General features: G+C 53.8%; 12 protein-coding genes and 1 tRNA gene. 6 read left to right on the forward strand and 7 right to left on the reverse strand.

Annotated features, from left to right (window positions below):
• Positions 1-537 precede the first annotated feature (537 nt).
• Both ltrA and NST43_RS32605 read left to right on the forward strand, forming a co-directional pair.
• Positions 538-1,830 carry a group II intron reverse transcriptase/maturase gene (ltrA, locus tag NST43_RS32600; protein WP_339221615.1) on the forward strand — a complete coding sequence of 431 codons (1,293 nt, stop codon included), beginning with the start codon at positions 538-540 and terminating at the stop codon, positions 1,828-1,830.
• 182 nt (positions 1,831-2,012) lie between these two features.
• Entirely contained in the window at positions 2,013-2,918 is a 906-nt protein-coding gene (locus NST43_RS32605; protein WP_339221617.1) for an AraC family transcriptional regulator, read from the forward strand.
• A 124-nt stretch (positions 2,919-3,042) separates the two neighbouring features.
• On the opposite strand, the gene NST43_RS32610 is transcribed toward NST43_RS32605, so the two are convergent.
• On the reverse strand, positions 3,043-4,836 hold the full coding sequence (locus NST43_RS32610) for a helix-turn-helix transcriptional regulator (RefSeq protein WP_339221618.1): 1,794 nt from the start codon (positions 4,834-4,836) through the stop codon (positions 3,043-3,045).
• A 254-nt stretch (positions 4,837-5,090) separates the two neighbouring features.
• Here NST43_RS32610 and NST43_RS32615 point away from each other — a divergent pair.
• A tRNA-Leu gene (locus NST43_RS32615) sits at positions 5,091-5,174 on the forward strand.
• A 307-nt stretch (positions 5,175-5,481) separates the two neighbouring features.
• Here the strand turns inward: NST43_RS32615 and NST43_RS32620 are convergent.
• On the reverse strand, positions 5,482-6,768 hold the full coding sequence (locus NST43_RS32620; RefSeq protein WP_339221619.1) for a Gfo/Idh/MocA family oxidoreductase: 1,287 nt from the start codon (positions 6,766-6,768) through the stop codon (positions 5,482-5,484).
• Between the two features lie 126 nt (positions 6,769-6,894).
• On the opposite strand from NST43_RS32620, the gene NST43_RS32625 reads away from it, so the two are divergent.
• Positions 6,895-7,710: an AraC family transcriptional regulator gene (locus NST43_RS32625; protein WP_339221620.1), complete on the forward strand. Its 816-nt coding sequence runs from the start codon at positions 6,895-6,897 to the stop codon at positions 7,708-7,710.
• A 125-nt stretch (positions 7,711-7,835) separates the two neighbouring features.
• Positions 7,836-8,555, forward strand: a complete 720-nt coding sequence (locus NST43_RS32630) for a bZIP transcription factor (protein WP_339221621.1) — start codon at positions 7,836-7,838, stop codon at positions 8,553-8,555.
• Between the two features lie 66 nt (positions 8,556-8,621).
• Here NST43_RS32630 and NST43_RS32635 read toward each other — a convergent pair whose 3' ends face one another.
• The 4 genes from NST43_RS32635 to udk all read right to left on the reverse strand — a co-directional run bounded on the left by NST43_RS32635 (position 8,622) and on the right by udk (position 13,002).
• Positions 8,622-9,935 carry a 6-phospho-beta-glucosidase gene (locus NST43_RS32635; RefSeq protein ID WP_339221622.1) on the reverse strand — a complete coding sequence of 438 codons (1,314 nt, stop codon included), beginning with the start codon at positions 9,933-9,935 and terminating at the stop codon, positions 8,622-8,624.
• Positions 9,936-9,941: 6 nt separating this feature from the next.
• Positions 9,942-10,937 (reverse strand): BadF/BadG/BcrA/BcrD ATPase family protein, encoded by a 996-nt coding sequence (locus NST43_RS32640; protein ID WP_209994062.1) that lies wholly within the window; start codon positions 10,935-10,937, stop codon positions 9,942-9,944.
• 13 nt (positions 10,938-10,950) lie between these two features.
• Positions 10,951-11,943, reverse strand: a complete 993-nt coding sequence (locus tag NST43_RS32645; protein ID WP_339221624.1) for a LacI family DNA-binding transcriptional regulator — start codon at positions 11,941-11,943, stop codon at positions 10,951-10,953.
• Between the two features lie 429 nt (positions 11,944-12,372).
• Positions 12,373-13,002 (reverse strand): uridine kinase, encoded by a 630-nt coding sequence (gene udk / locus NST43_RS32650; RefSeq protein ID WP_036726376.1) that lies wholly within the window; start codon positions 13,000-13,002, stop codon positions 12,373-12,375.
• A gap of 195 nt (positions 13,003-13,197) precedes the next feature.
• Between udk and NST43_RS32655 the strand changes: the two genes are divergently transcribed.
• A complete protein-coding gene (locus NST43_RS32655) occupies positions 13,198-14,289 on the forward strand; it encodes a beta-eliminating lyase-related protein (RefSeq protein ID WP_339221626.1) in 1,092 nt (363 codons plus the stop codon).
• Between the two features lie 100 nt (positions 14,290-14,389).
• On the opposite strand, the gene NST43_RS32660 is transcribed toward NST43_RS32655, so the two are convergent.
• Complete coding sequence (locus NST43_RS32660; protein ID WP_339221627.1) at positions 14,390-15,904, reverse strand: oligosaccharide flippase family protein; 1,515 nt, start codon at positions 15,902-15,904, stop codon at positions 14,390-14,392.
• Between the last annotated feature and the right edge of the window lie 30 nt (positions 15,905-15,934).

Genomic DNA, 15,934 nt, shown 5'->3' on the forward strand with positions numbered 1-15,934 from the left:
AGGCGTGCCCAGAGGCACGCATTATCTAGTTGGTGCAAGTCCAACCAAGAGAGGGGCCAAGCCACTCTTGTAGCTAGGATGCTTGCGCATGGCGAAATCTGTGTGTAAAAGCGCATCGACAAAAGTACCGGTCAGAGACTGGGCGAGCAACAACCCAGGCCGTAACATCAAGTGAATCCTGCCGCGTCGTCAAAAAGGCCCTGCGAAGGGGAAGAGAGGAAGCCGAGTCCCGCTTTCATGGACGAAGGCCAAGGAAGCTGTACAGAACTTGGAACAACAGTGAAGAATCCTCCGGGGTATAGGGATCGGCATGGGTTGAAAGATAATGCAGTGAACTGGGGAGACCCTCCCCCACACGGGGGTTTTTTTTTTTTTAGAAACCCGTAAATAGGCGCTCTATAAGTCCAAAAGACGAAATGAACCGTCTGTGGGAAGGGAGTCCGAGGGGCTCGTAGTACCGAAGAACCTAAGGACAACATAACCTTAGGGAGGGAAGGAGCCCTGCTTTGTTTACGCTTTTGGAGGAGGTACGAGTGAGTGAATGCCAACCGGCTAACGACACCCAAAGAAAAAGTTCAAGAACTCCAAGAAAAGCTAGGTCATGCGGCCAAGGAGAACAACAAGCGTAAATTCCATGCGCTGTACGACAAAGTCTATCGCTGGGATGTGCTGAGTGAAGCCTGGAGACGAGTTAAGGCAAACAAGGGAGCGGCTGGAGTAGATGCCGTGACGCTCGCAGATATTGAAGCACAAGGAGAAATACGGTTCCTGAAGGACTGTGAGCGAGAATTGAAAGCAGGTAGCTACGATCCAGAGCCCGTACGGCGGCACTATATCCCAAAGAAAGACGGGAAACAAAGACCGCTGGGTATCCCGACGGTGCGCGACCGAGTCATACAGATGGCAACGAAACTCGTGATTGAACCGATCTTTGAAGCAGACTTCGAAGAAGTATCCTTCGGATTTCGCCCGAAGCGAAGTGCGAAAGGAGCGCTGGATCGAATCCGGAAAGCCTGCAACCGCAAAGGGAATTGGGTAGTCGACGTCGATATCCAAGGCTACTTCGACAACATTAACCAGGAGAAACTTATGAAATTGGTACAAATGCGTATCAATGACAGGCGAATCCTGAAATTAATACGGAAGTGGCTTCAAGCGGGTGTGATGGAAGAAGGAAACGTAAGGCGTTCCGATTTAGGCACACCGCAAGGTGGGGTGATTTCACCGCTACTGGCGAATATCTATCTGAATTACTTTGACCGACTATGGGAGAAATACGGAAGGGGGTTGGGAGAACTGACAAGGTATGCAGACGACCTGGTGGTGGTCTGTAAAACCAAAAAGGACGCCGAACATGCTTATGAGCTCATAAGCAGGATTATGGAACGTCTAGAGTTAACCTTACACCCGGTCAAAACTCGCATTGTAGGCCTGTGGACAGGAGAGGAAGGATTCGACTTCTTAGGAATGCACCACCGAAAAACGAAAGCAGAAACCTCTCAAGGGAAGGTGTACTATACCACCCAGCAGTGGCTAACGAAGAAGGCAGAGGAACGTATTCGAGGCGTGGTCAAAGATAGATTAGCACCGCCCGGCATGCGATCTAAATCGTTTGCGGAACACGTGAAATGGCTCAATCCGAAGATACAAGGATGGAGAAATTATTACTACACGAACTACAGCCAAAAGAGATTAGCTAAGCTAGACTGGTATATTCTGCAGCGATTAACCCGGTGGTACGCGAAGAAGAGACAGCGCAGAAGATGGATGAGTTCACTATCTGAAGTCAAGTATATAGCCAACATGAATGGACTAAAAACGCTATTGTGATCTGCATGCTCATGAATGACAAACATCGGAAAGCCGTATGAGGGAAAACCTCACGTACGGTTTGATGAGGAGGGGCTGGTTAATCCAGCCCTTTACTCTAGGACCGTTAACTCAGTGCAACTCAAGTCATATGTATACGATGTGTCCCTGCTAAGATTGGATGTGAAAGGAGGAGAACAACAATGTACGAATGGAATGAGATGGTTCAGCGCATGATTGACTGGGTGGAGGAGGATCTTGCGGCTTCGCCTACGCTGCTGGAGATGTCGAAGCATTTAGGGTATTCGCCGTATTACTGCACCCGGCAATTTCATGCGCTGACCGGGATGACGCTGCGGGATTATGTCTGGCAGCGCAGGATCGGCCGGGCGGCCTTGGAGCTTAGGGACACGGATACGCGCATTCTGGATGTTGCCGTCAAGTTCGGATTTTCCTCTCAGGAAGCGTTCACGCGGGCTTTTCTCAGAGCCTTCAAGCTCACTCCCCATGCTTACCGCAAAGCTCCACAGCCGATTTCTCTGGCCATTCGTGCCGAGGTGTTCTCTCCTTATCATTATCTGATCAGGGAGCGGGATAGAATGAGACAGGTACATTTGCAGGAAGCAGAAATCAAGCTAGAGTTCATACCGGCGCATAAGTTTATCGGCATCCGCGACATCGATTCTAGTAACTACGGCGGGTTCTGGGAGAATGGGCATGATTGCGATGAGGTCTCCGGAACTCTGGAGAGCATGTCGCATCATACGCTGCCCGGGCAACTGGGCCAGACGGCGGGCTGGTTCTATCAGGACGGGCGCAAAGGCTACCTGTATGGTATCCTTGTCGCGGCTGATTACGACGGGGCGGTTCCGGAGGGCATGGAATGCTGGGATATCCCGGAATCGGAGTACCTGGTCTTTTTTCATCCGCCCTTTGATTACTTACAGGATAATGGGCAGGTGATGCGTATTGTTGAGGAAGTTGCTTGGAATTATGATCCTGCGGTTATGGGCTATGTGTGGGATGAAGAGGAGAAGCAGGATTATCAGCGGCATTTTCCGGAGGGTTACGGGTATGCGGTGCTGCGGCCGGTCCGTAAATTAGACTAACTTCAGACAGCAGGTTGGCTTAAGCAAAAGCATCCGGCGCTTCTGCTTAAGCTGCTGTCTGTTGCACAAAAATTCTACGTCAGGCCAAACCTGGCACTAGAGCCGTTATACATCAAATACACTATTAAGTTAGGCCCAGCACCACTTCAGCCAGAGTATCTCCCCTATGCTCCAGCGTAACGGCCATCGCCAGCAGCTCTGCCTGCTGCTCACGCTGCCGGGTCGTCCAGTAGGCTCTCGGGGCAACGCCGGTTGTTCGGAGTATGGCCGGATCGGACATCTCCTTATAGTATTTATCCAGCAAGGCAGCCATCTCCCCATAGATTGCTGACATCTCCGCCAAAGCGGCCTGTTGTTGCAGATCATGCACCAGTGGCAGAGAGTCACGTAAGTAGGCGGCGGCGCTGCGGCGGGCATCTGCCAGGGCCATCATGCAGAAGTGATTGATAGATAACCTGCGGCTGAAGGCTTCTTCGTCCGCTGCGGCATACCAAGGGTGGTCCAGCAGCCCCTCTCTCCATAGTTCCAGCGCCTTGTATCCTACAACATAAGAGCTATTGTTGGCTATAGCCTCAGCCTGCATAGATTCCAGCTTAACACGGAGCGATGCATACAGATTCTCAAGCGCAGACGGGGCCTCTGACTGATCGCCTAGGCGAATCAACCGGTAAGGCCATTGATCCACATGGAGATACCCTTGGCTTATCCTCATATGAGCCTGGAATTCAGCATCAGCTTCAAGCTCACTGAAGGTCTCATCGTCAAAATAACTGCGGCACAGCAGCACATCCCCCTCCGCCAGATATCCTGTAATGACTCCCCATTCCGGCGCTACCCTGAGGTTAATGGCAAGGGGCAGTCTGCCTTGGCGGATATCCTCCAGAATCGCCAGCTTCTCGGCTGTGCGCTGCTGCGGCTCCAACCGGTTGGCCCGGCGGGCACTTAGTCCATAAGCCTTGCAGGCGGGGATGGAGTAATCATAGACGACAAGGGCATCCGCAGCGCTGTAGTCCCATGCCGGTTCAAAAGCCACTCTCCAGCAGGCTCCCGAATAGCCCATCACCTGCTCGTAGGTGGTCACTACGCCTCTGGCGGTAAGGGCGAGCGTCATGGCCCCTGCCCAGGAGCAATCCTGACCCCGTCCGAAGCCCAGCTGCGGAATCCCTTCAATAATGCACTGATCCCGGGAGGAGCGGGTCTGATAGAGATGACTGCGTTCCCCGCTGTAATGAATCTGTTCGCCTTCCGCGCAGCTTACGGCATGAATGCCTTCAGTATTCAGGTAGACCAGCAGCAGGTAGTCTTGACCATCGCAGTCGATCAAGCTGGGAAACAGCTCATGTGTGGCGGTGAACTGAGTCCAGCGGAAATGCTCATAATGCTTCATTTTGTCCGCAACGCTGCGGTATGCCTGTTCATTCCCATAATGGGCAGCAATAATCTGCAGCTCATCACTGGTTGAGACATACCCGTTCGAATGGATGTCTATTGTAAGCAGCTGGTCCTTCAGCACAAAGGTCGAATATATGCCGTCAGGGGTCTCATAGGTAACAAGCAGCAGCTTCAGGCGGCTGTCGGTCCATGAGTGGGGGAAAAGGTGCTCCCCGGGGATTAAGCTTAAGCGGTCTGAGGCTACGAACTGGTTCACAAGCTGGGTAACATCCAGCTCCTGCTGTCCGTCCGTATAGATTGCAGAGAGCACCACAAGCTCCTGGGGCAGGAGAATGCTGTCAATCGAGTGATTCAATGCGGCGGACAGCAGGGGAAGGGTGGCTGTCTCCGGCAGAGACTTGCCGGTCTCCCATTTGGATACCGCCTGGGCGCTGACATGGAGCAGTTCCGCTAATTGTTCCTGGGACAAGCCTTTCGTTTTGCGGAGGGTAGCAATCCGTTTACCAACTTTTTCGCTAACGATCATACGCAGTACAACTCCTATAATGGATTCCGACGTCGTAAGTCAATTATAATCTCCACTCTCGAAATAACCCATATACTGGAGTAGGGCGCGCGGTATTAATAAATCAACCGTTAGTTGAGGCAAGCTGTGAAGCGCCAGCTAACCCCTTCCCAATGCAGCTATGTCCCTCCTTAACCATGATAAATAAAAAAAGACTTGTTCTTTTGAAGAATTCATGATATATTACTTCTTGCGTTGCATTGATTGTTTTCTTTGCGGTCATGGCGGAATTGGCAGACGCGCTGGCTTCAGGTGCCAGTGGTAGCAATATCGTGGAGGTTCGAGTCCTCTTGACCGCATAATGGTTTTAACCGTAATGCAAGCGAAGGCCCTTCTTATATGAAGGGTCTTTTTTTTGCTGAGAAAAGAATATAGGCGAAAAACCGAACACAATGTGCTGGCGTGACGGTGAGCGGACCAGTGTATGCGAAAAACCGAACACAATGGCCGTGTGCAGCCGCGAAGTAGAACACTATTCACCCGTTAGGGTGAATGTGTACTTAACAGCCCCCTTTCACCACAATCCCGTGGCAAAAGGGGGCTGCTGCATTAACATGCATGGCTCATCACATTTTTGCTGGTACACTGGGCGCCTACCTACTCTACCTACCCCCGCCAGATGTCAGCGATCCGCACCGGCTGGCCGGTCTTCATGGAGCGGTTAGCAGCTATACCCGTCATGATGGACATCGCGCCGTCCTTGTGCGAAGCTGCGCGATTGAAGCGGTCTTCCTGCTTTTTGTCAAAAATATCGCTCAGCAGCACCGGATCACCGCCGCCGTGTCCACCGCTGCTGCTCTCGAACTCTACGCGGTAAGGCTCCTTGAAGTGCGGATAAATCATAATGCTGACGCCTTCCAGCGCGCCTTCGTTTTCTTTTTTGCCGCCGGAATTGACGTAGGACTGCTCGGTAATCCGCACCTCCATCCGGCCCTGTGTACCGTTGAACACGATGATGAAGCCCTCCCACGGCATATATGCGTTAAGCGAATAGTTCATGACGGTCTTATTCTTGTATTTGACCATGACATTCATAGTGTCCTCGATGCTGATATTGTCCCCGAACACACTCTGGTCGCGCTGGTACCCGTCCTCGTGCTCGGCATCCAGGTACATGCTCTTCAGGTGTTCGTTACGGTCCAGGTGTAGCGCGAACGGGTCGTTCTCGGCAGCCTTGCTGCCGTAGGCACGCTGATAGAACTCGGTGATGCCCCGTTTCTCTGCATTCTCTCTGCCGTAGAAGCGCAGGTCGCCCATTGCAAAGACCGTATCCGGCTGCGACCCGAGCCAGAAGTTCATCAGGTCGAAGTGATGCGTCGATTTATGCACCAGCAGGCCGCCGCTGTTCCGCTTGTCGCGGTGCCATCTGCGGAAATAGTCCGCTCCATGCTGGGTATTCAGCAGCCATTCGAAGTTCACGGACAGAATTTCGCCCAGCACACCGTCCATAATGACTTCACGGATTTTCGTGTTATGCGGCGCGTAGCGGTAGTTGAAGGTTACCCGCAGATTCCGGCCGGTACGCTCAATGGCATCGAAGATGTCTTGGCATTTCTCCTCGTCAATGGTCATCGGCTTCTCGGAAATGACATCACAGCCCAGCTCCATCGCGCGGATGATGTACTTGTGATGCGTCCGGTCAATCGTAGTCACCAGCACGAAGTCGGGCCGGGTCTCGGTGATCATCCGGTCGAAGTCTTCAGCCTTATACGTAGGAACCTCATGATAATCGTATTTGCCCGTAAGCATATGATTGGCGAAATTCATCCGCGTCTGATTGACATCGCAGAAGGCCACCAGCTCGGAGGTTTCGTTGTAAGCGGTAACAATAGCACCATAGAAAAATTCAGCCCGGCCGCCAGTGCCGACAAGTGCATATTTCTTTTTGGACAAGGGGATCACTCCATTTACTTGGATTTGATTCTATTTTATAGTATAGAAAATGCAGAAAGTGAACGGTATTTAGTCTGTTTTGCTCAAAAGTGTGTATATCTTATCCTGGCAGGGGGCTTGGTGAAGGTGGAACCTATCTTTCAGATTGAGCAGCTGAGGCGCATCGGGCATTTCAATATGGACACCGACCATTTCCATGATTTCTACGAAATATATTATCTGCTGTCCGGGCAGCGGCACTATTATATCCGCAATGGAATGTACGCGCTGGAGGCCGGAGACCTCGTGTTTATTAACAAAAATCACCTTCACCGCACAACTGGTGGAAGCCATCTGCCACATGAGCGGGTACTGATCAGCTTCAATGATGCCTATCTGGAGCCGGTGGCACCCGGGGCAGATTGGATGAATGTGTTCGAAGGCGAGAGCTTCCTGCTGCGGCCCACGGCGCATGAACAAGGAGTCATTACAGATCTGCTTCAGGCGATGCAGGAGGAACAGAAGATGGGGCTGCGCTGGAGCACTGAATATACAAGGATGCTGCTGCTGCAACTGCTGATTACGCTGGAGCGGATAAGGAGGGCGAAGCCCGCCCTGGTCTCCCCGGAGCAGAGCGAGGGGCAGCGCCGGGTGTACAGCATTATCGAATATCTGGACAACCATTACAGCGAGCGGCTGAGTCTTGGGGGAGTTGCCGAGCGGTTCTTCATCAGCGCAACATATCTATGCCGGATTTTCAAGCAGACGACAGGCTTCACCATCATTGAATACCTGAACTATGTCCGCATCCGTGAGGCGAAAGTACTGCTCACACAGACGAAGTGGCCGATCACCCGGGTGGCGGCGGAGACGGGATTTGAGAGCATTGCGCATTTCGGGCGGGTGTTCAAGGCCATTACAAGGCGTTCCCCTCTCCAGTACCGCAAGCAGCACAGGGGATGACGATTACGGCTCCCATTCGCTGTTTTATTCGACAATAATGGTGGAGATGTTACATATTTTTCTATCTTTGACGCCGGAGTTGTCTTATAATAGTGAAGGTTTAAATACAAATATTGGGGTGTGTTATGACAATGAAATCAGGGGGCCTCTGGCTTGCTGCTGCCATGCTTGCCGTATCCGTAACCGGGTGTTCCTCGGACAAGGCGGGTCCCGCACCAGAAGACCTGGACAAGCTGAAGACAGAGATTAGTGAGCTGCAAAAGGAGAACAAATTCCTAAAAGAACAGAATGAGATGTTAAAGGAGAGCCTGGTAAAGCCTGTGACAGCGGAAGAGGAGGGCGGTACGGCTGAACTTCTAAATAACGGGAGCAGCCCCGCAGCGGCTGATTCCGGCGATGAACACAAGCTGATCGTAAAAGGTACGCCGCTGGTGATCGATGGAACCGGTGAGTATACCATCACCAAGACCTCTTTTGACAAGAAAATTATTCCGTCCAATCCGGGATCATTCTACACCTACTATGAAGCTAAGGAACCGGGTACAACTTATCTGGCGATCACTTTGAAAGTGAAGAACCTGGCAGGTGAGGCTATGGATGCAGAGGATGTAGCGGATGTGGAGGTTACCTACGACAACAAATACAAGTATAGTACCTTTGATACCATGGAAGAGAAGGGCGGGGAAGACTTCACCTATACCAGTCTGTCAGAGATCGAACCGCTGAAGAACGGCACGCTGGTGTTCCTGGCCGAGGTGCCTGATGAAGTGAAGTCCAGCGGCAAGCCGCTATATGCCGACTTCAGCATCGGGGGCAAAACCTACCGTTATACCATTGCGAAATAAGAGAAGAGCCTGTGCGGCCGCAGAATGAACTGTGGTTGGCGCAGGCTCTTTGTTGGTGTTAAGGGATTAGTCCTGACCGAAAAAGGACGGCAGATACTCCCTGTTCGCTTCCAGCATCTCATTCAGCATGGCGATGGCAACCTCCACGGAAGGGACAAGGGGGTGATGGGCCAGCGCCTGGATCGCCAGGCTGCGGTCACCAGTTACGGCGGCGTCGATGGCTAGCTGTTCATAGACTTTGACGGCATGAATCAGCCCCTTCGCCATCGGCGGAATCTGGGTCAGCGGGAGGGGGAGGGGGCCAGTCTTCGTGACGACACAGTTCACCTCGATACTGGCATCGTCCGGCAGGAAGTCTATGGTGCCCCGGTTTGCCACATTCAGCGTCTGAATGTCATTGGTGCCACTATAAAGCGAGCGCATCAGGTTCACGGCCGCTTCGGAATAAAAGGCTCCGCCGCGCTGCTCCAGCTGCTTCGGCTTCTCATCCAGCGCAAGGTCGCTGTAGATGGCGAACAGCTCCTCCTCCACACGCTTAACGACTTCGGCACGGTTCTTGCCTTGGGCGGCGGCTTCCTGCTGCTCCGCGAGCATCGCATCGGTCATGTAGAAGTACTTCAGATAATACGAAGGCAAGGCGTGCAGCGATTGCAGGAACTCGGGGTTCCATTCGCGTGCCGGAACATTCTTCGCGCTGTAGCCAGCGGTATCCTCCAGCATCTCCTGCAGCTTGTCTTCACCCTCCACATCAATGCGGGTAATCCAGTGCAGGTGGTTCAGGCCGACGAACTCGGCGTAGATCCGGTCAGGGGTCGCGCCATATTTGGCCGATACCTGCTTAATTAGGCCAATCGGGGCATTACAGAGACCGATGCTCTTCACCTTGGAGTACCGCAGCACGGCTTCGGTGACCATACCTGCGGGATTGGTGAAGTTGAGCAGCCAGGCGTCCGGTGCCAGCTCCTCGATATCCCGGCAGATGCCGAGAATGACCGGGATGGTGCGCAGCGCCTTCAGCATGCCGCCGGGACCGGTCGTCTCTTGGCCGATCACGCCGTATTTCAGCGGAATCGCTTCGTCGCGGGCGCGGGCATCCAGCATGCCAACGCGGATCTGCGTGCTGACGAAGTCCGCACCGGCAATGGCCTCGCGGCGGTCGGTGGTGAGATGGACCTCGATCGGCAGGCCGGACTTTTCCACCATACGCTTCGCCAGAGCGCCCACGATGTTCAGCTTATGCAGACCAGCCTCAATGTCTACGAGCCACAGCTCCCGGACCGGAAGCTCCTTATGATTGAGGATGAAGCCTTCTACCAGTTCGGGGGTATAGGAAGAACCTCCGCCGATGACGGCAATCTTAAGACCTTGGTTCGTTGTCACAATGAATCACTCCTGTCTGGTGGTAGTGGGAATAAGCTCGAACTCCCTGTAAGCACGCATCGTCTCATACATAGCCTGGCTGACGGTGATCCCGTCACTCTCCAGTGCCGACCAGAGAGCGCCGATCACAGGCTCGGTGGACAGTGTGACCACCGCCGCCTCCGGTGCCGCTTCGTGTACCGCCTGCTCGATCGGACCGCGAATCCAGCCGCGGTCGCCCCGGGTCAGCAGGCTTCCGGCCAGCACCACATTGAATTCATCGTTCTCCATACCGAGCCGATGAATGACGGCCGCCGCAGCCTTGCCAAGCTCCACGCCTTGGCGGTTCAGGATCGCCAGAGCGGCGGCATCGCCCTCAGCCGCTGCCGGGAAGAGCAGGCGGGCCGCATCAAGCGGTACCTGCTTCCCGTGATCCAGGAAGTCATCGTACATGTCTTCCACCTGCTCATAGCCGAGCAGCCTGAGGAGCGGCTCCGTCAGCAGCGTGGGGGCCTCGCGGCCGTCCCAGGCCCGGATCACTGTGCGGAACACCTCGATGTTCAGCGCGCCGCCGCCGCCGAAATCGCCGTACATATAATCGAAGCCGCCGCACTGGAAGTGGCGGCCTTGCGCATTACGGCCCGCCGCATTGGTGCCGGTGCCGCAGATCAGGGCTACGCCGTAGGAGCGGTCCGTCCCCGCCCGCAGGCCGATCATCGTATCGCCGCTGATCGTGTACTGTGTGAATCCGATCCGGCGGATCATCGGATGAAGAGTATTATAATCGGTCTGGCGGTCCGCCCCGGCCAGACCGAGGTAGGCATGGCGGAGATGCTCCAGCCGGAGCCCGGCTTCGGCCAGCGCGCCGAAGGCTGCTTCGCGGATGCTTGCTTCTGCCTGCTGCACGCTGGTCTGGTGATTGCCGTTGCCGCTCCGGCCCTTGCCGAGGATGCGGCCTTGTTCATCGCATATGAGGGCGTAGGTTTTGCTGCCGCCCCCGTCGATTCCCATATAATAAGCCATTGATTTGTCACTCCTAGAGTTTTGTCTTCGTGGATTCCCGCACAATAAGCTCCGGATCGATCCGGATAGCAGAGCCGCGCTTCATCTCCCCGCTGATCCGGCGCAGCAGCATGTCAGCGGCGGCGACTCCGATCTTGTCCGCCGGCTGGCGCACAGTGGTCAGATGCGGGTGGAGCTGGGAGGCGATATAGTGGTCGTCGTAGCCGACTACAGCAACCTCCTCCGGCACCTTCACTCCCGCCTCCATCAGCGCATTGATCACCCCGAGGGCGATATTGTCATCTCCGGCGAATACGGCCCCCGGCAGCTTACCCTCCGCAAGCCAGCGCTGCACTGTATCGTAGCCCATGGCGATCTCGAATTCACCGGGCACGATCTCGAACGGGGCGAGGTCCTGCTCCTGCAGCGCTTGCAGGAAGCCCGCGCGCCGCTCCCGCGTACTGCGGAACATCTCCTGCCCGCAGAGATGGGCAATGGAGGTATGCCCCAGCTCAAGCAGGTGGCTGGCTGCGGCATACCCGCCTTTGAAGTTGTCGATGGTAATGGAATAGCTGTCATTCTCCGGCAGCTGGTTGTCAATCAGCACATAGGGAATGCTCCGCCGCTTCAGCTCGACAATATAATTGTCCTCTTTGATCGGGGAGAGCAGGATGAGGCCGTCCACCCGGTCTTCCTGAATAAGGTAGTGGCTCTCGCCGGAGCCAATGCCATCATGCACAGAGATGGCCAGATAATATCCGTGCAGGGCGAGCGTCTCATTCAGCTCCTTGACCACAGCATCGAAGAAGGAATCCTGCAGGGTCGTTACAATCAGGCCGAGGATGCCGGTCTTGCCGCTGGCCAGACTGCGGGCTGCTGCATTCGGGCGATAATCCAGCTCCTTGATTGCGTCGAGCACCTTCTGGCGGTTGTTCTCCCGCACAGACGTTGCTCCGTTTAATACCCGCGATACGGTGACCACGGACAGCCCTGATTTTTTGGCTACATCAAAAATACTTACTTTCATCTCAAGCGCTCCTTGCGGCAGATTTGCGGGTGCTGATATTGGTTCTCCAGTAAACAGGCAATGCAAGGGTTCAATCTTGATCCTAATATTAGCCCAACGAGCTTCTCAAAAGTATGAGCGCTTTAACTTTAAGGACAAATCAAAGCGGTGAAAAGGGAATTGAATGTAGATAATGGTCCTATTCAAAATGTTGGATCTGACGCTGTATGAGTTTAAAAATATTATGTCTAAATAATTAAATTAAACCGCTTAAACTTAATGCCCGGCTGTTGACCTTATCATAGTGGATGATCAGGAAATAATCAACAGTTCGTTAAGGCTTATAGTGGCGGAGTTTCGAAAAAACCAACCCTCATCCCAAAAAAACCAAAAAACCGTCCGGCACGCCGGACGGTCCTTGCACCCCTATTAGCCGTTGCGCGGCTTAATTCAGTTCCACTGATGATCGCCGGACAGATACTTCTCCGTCAGTACCGACAGCAGCTCGATCCCGACCTGATTCTGTCCGCCTTCCGGGATGATCAGGTCCGCGTATTTCTTGGAGGGCTCGATGAAGGCCTCGTGCATCGGCTTCACCGTGGTCAGATACTGCGTATGGATCGAACGGATGGTCCGCCCGCGTTCCTCGATATCCCGCAGCACCCGGCGCAGGATACGCACATCGGGATCGGTGTCCACGAACACCTTGATGTTGAGCTGCTCGCGCAGCTTCTCATCGGACAGCACATGCAGCCCTTCGAGAATGACGATATTATTCGGGGCAAGCTCCACGGTCTTCTCGGTTGAACGGGCATGAACCGTGAAGTCATACACGGGAGCGAAGGCGGCTTGGCCCGCTTTGAGACAATCCAGATGCTCGATCAGCAGTTCCGTGTCAAAGGCCAGCGGGTGGTCGTAGTTAATTGCACCGCGTTCAGCCATGCTGAGGTAAGAATGGTCTTTATAGTAGTTATCCTGGGATATGAATGTTACTTTGTCAGAGCCAAGACGGTCAATCACGGAGCGCGCTACCGTTGTCTTGCCGGAGCCGGTCCCGCCGGCGATACCAATAATAAGCATGGTGAATTTATAAACCTCCCTAAGCAATTGCCTTTGCAATTCCAATATTGTAGCACAGCGGTCAACTTATTTCACCTTGCTGGAGAGGAATATCATGTGAACATTCTAATAATTCGGTTATTTTGTAGAGGAATGATATAATTTCAACGATTCATTCAGTTCGGGTGCTACGGAGAAGGGGGCTAGGAGAACAAAATGAACGAGGAGAATGCTTTAATGGAGGCGTTCGGCAGGACGCAGGTGCAGCTTGCAGGCCATGGCGGACGGGACGCAGCCGTACTCAAGAAAGCGCTGGCTAGTGTAGAGGACAGTCTCGCTGCGGACATGTACGGGACAGGAACGGTGATTGAGGAGTTCCAGGCGGAGATGGCGGAGACGCTGGGCAAAGAATGCAGCGTGTTCTTCCCCAGCGGCACGATGGCCCAGCAGATTGCCCTGCGGATCTGGAGTGACCGGGAGGGCAGCAAAAAGGTCGCTTATCATCCGTTATGCCACCTGGAGATTCATGAGCAGGACGGCCTGAAGGAGCTGCATCATCTGGAGCCGCTGCTGCTGGGCAGTGCAGACCGTCTGATTACCCTGGAGGATGTGAAGGGGATGGGACCGGGGGTTGCCTGTCTGCTGCTGGAGCTGCCGCAGCGCGAGATCGGCGGACAGCTGCCGGAGTATGCCGAGCTGGAAGCGATATCGGCGTATTGCCGGGAGCAGGGAATTAAGCTCCACCTGGACGGGGCGCGGCTGTTCGAGGTGCTGCCTTACTACGGCAAGACGGCGGCCGAGGTCTGCGCGCTGTTCGATAGTGTATATGTCTCCTTCTACAAGGGCATCGGAGGGATTGCCGGAGCGATCTTAGCAGGAAGCCGGGAGTTCACAGAGACCTCGAAGATCTGGAAGCGCCGTCACGGCGGCGACCTGATCAGTCTCTATCCTTATATTGTCCCGGCCTGGTATTATTACCAGCAGCGAATCGGCAGGATGTCAGAATACTATGAGCAGGCCAAGGAGCTGGCAGCCTTATTCAACAGCTGTGATAAGGTATCCACGCTGCCGGAGGTTCCGGTCTCGAATATGTTCCACATCCATTTCGCGCTGCCTCTGGAGCAGCTTGCCCCTGTATTGATTGGGATCTATAACGAGACCGGCATTGGCCTGACACCACGGCTCAAGCCAACCGGCGGGAACTCCTGCTACTACGAGACGAATATCGGCGATGTCTACGGCGGCGTTTCCAAGCCGGCTCTGAGGGAAGCGTTCCGGCTGCTGGATGAGCGGCTGAAGCAGCTCTGACCGGCAAGCTTGCCAAGCCAAGAGAAGAAGCCTCTGCGGATCTTGTCCGCAAAGGCTTCTTTACCTTACATGCAGTTCAGCGCCCGCCTCACGTAGAGTCCTAGGCCTGACTCCGCAGAGCCATTTTTCTAACCGGTCCGGCCACCATCTGCTTCTCCGCCCCGTTCAGTCCGAACAGCCACATGGTAAGCACATAGAGAAGGGAGTACAGGATGACATACATGCCCAGGTACACGTAAGAAGTGATGCTCAAGAAGCTAAGCAGGAACCCGCACACCCCGGCCAGCAGCACCACCGGAATGAAGACGCGGATGATCTGCAGCCAGAAGTGAAGAATATCGAACTTCAATTTATATTTGTAGTACACATTATTCAGGCATACATTGATGATCATCCCGATAGCCGTAGCAATGGCGCAGCCTGTAATCCCCCAGATCCGGATGAACCAGAAGGTTAAGGCCACCTTCAGAATAGCAACAGAGAAGTAGATGAAGGCCTTCACCCTGTGCATATTCATCGCTTCCAGCATGGTGGCGAACAGCGATTGCACAATCGACGTGATCTGGGGAATGATGATGATCAGCGCAACCGTGTACGCATATTTGTAATCATGGCCGAGCCAGATCAGTATGAAGCTCTGTCCGAATAACACGAAGCCCGAGACGATGTAGCCTACGATCAGCGCCTGGATTCTGCCTATTTTGACCAGCTCCAGCATTAAGGCCGCCTGATCTGCCCCCTTGACGATCATCTTGGTGAGCTTCGGCAGATAGAAGCTGGCCAGCACATTGGAGAAGTTGAGAATATACGTGTTGAGCTGGGCGGCGATGGCGAAGATGGCGATGGGCGTGGCCCCGAGGAACATCCCGATGATCAGCGGATCAGCATTCGTATAGATCTGAAAGGCAATCGACGACAATAAGATATAGGAAGAATAGCTGAAGATCTCCTTGAACAGCTTGGTATCGAAGCCGTGGAACCGGACTTTCAGATTCAGCTTGGTCCGGCAAAAGACCACGTTAATCACGCCGATCGTCAGGTTCAGCACAAGCGCAACGGTGACCATTCCTGTCGATCTGAATTCGAACAGCAGGACCAGTACCATCATGGCGGGAGAGAGGACCACGCGGATCAGATTGATGATTTTGAGATAGACGAACCGCTCATAGGCCGTAATGATCGAGCTGAAGATATTCAGCGGGAACGAGACCGCTACATTGATGGCGGCAATGATAAATATGGTCTTCAGAATGCCCAGCTCAGCTTCATCGAGGCTGCTAAAGATCACATCGAAATTAAATACCAGAATCACACTGGCAAGTAAGGAGAGGAGTCCGATGGCTGAGAAGAGCAGCAGGAACATTCCGTTAATATTGCGCTGGCCTGCGGAGTCATTCTCAGAGATGTATTTCGCATTGAAGCGGATGACCGCACTGCCGAAGCCCAGATCCAGCAGGACGATATAGGCGATGATGGAGTTCACCAGCGCGAATAATCCATATTCGGATTTCCCCAAGGTCGACACAATGAACGGCGTCGAGCCTAGGGAGATAATAACGCCTAGAAATACCGAAGCATAGGTTATGATTGCAGCAAGTTTTATATTTGTTTTCAAGGGTGGGATCGCTTCCTCGCTACAGAGAGT

Source organism: Paenibacillus sp. FSL H8-0332 (assembly GCF_037963835.1).
Classification (GTDB): Bacteria; Bacillota; Bacilli; order Paenibacillales; family Paenibacillaceae; genus Paenibacillus_AQ; species Paenibacillus_AQ rhizoplanae.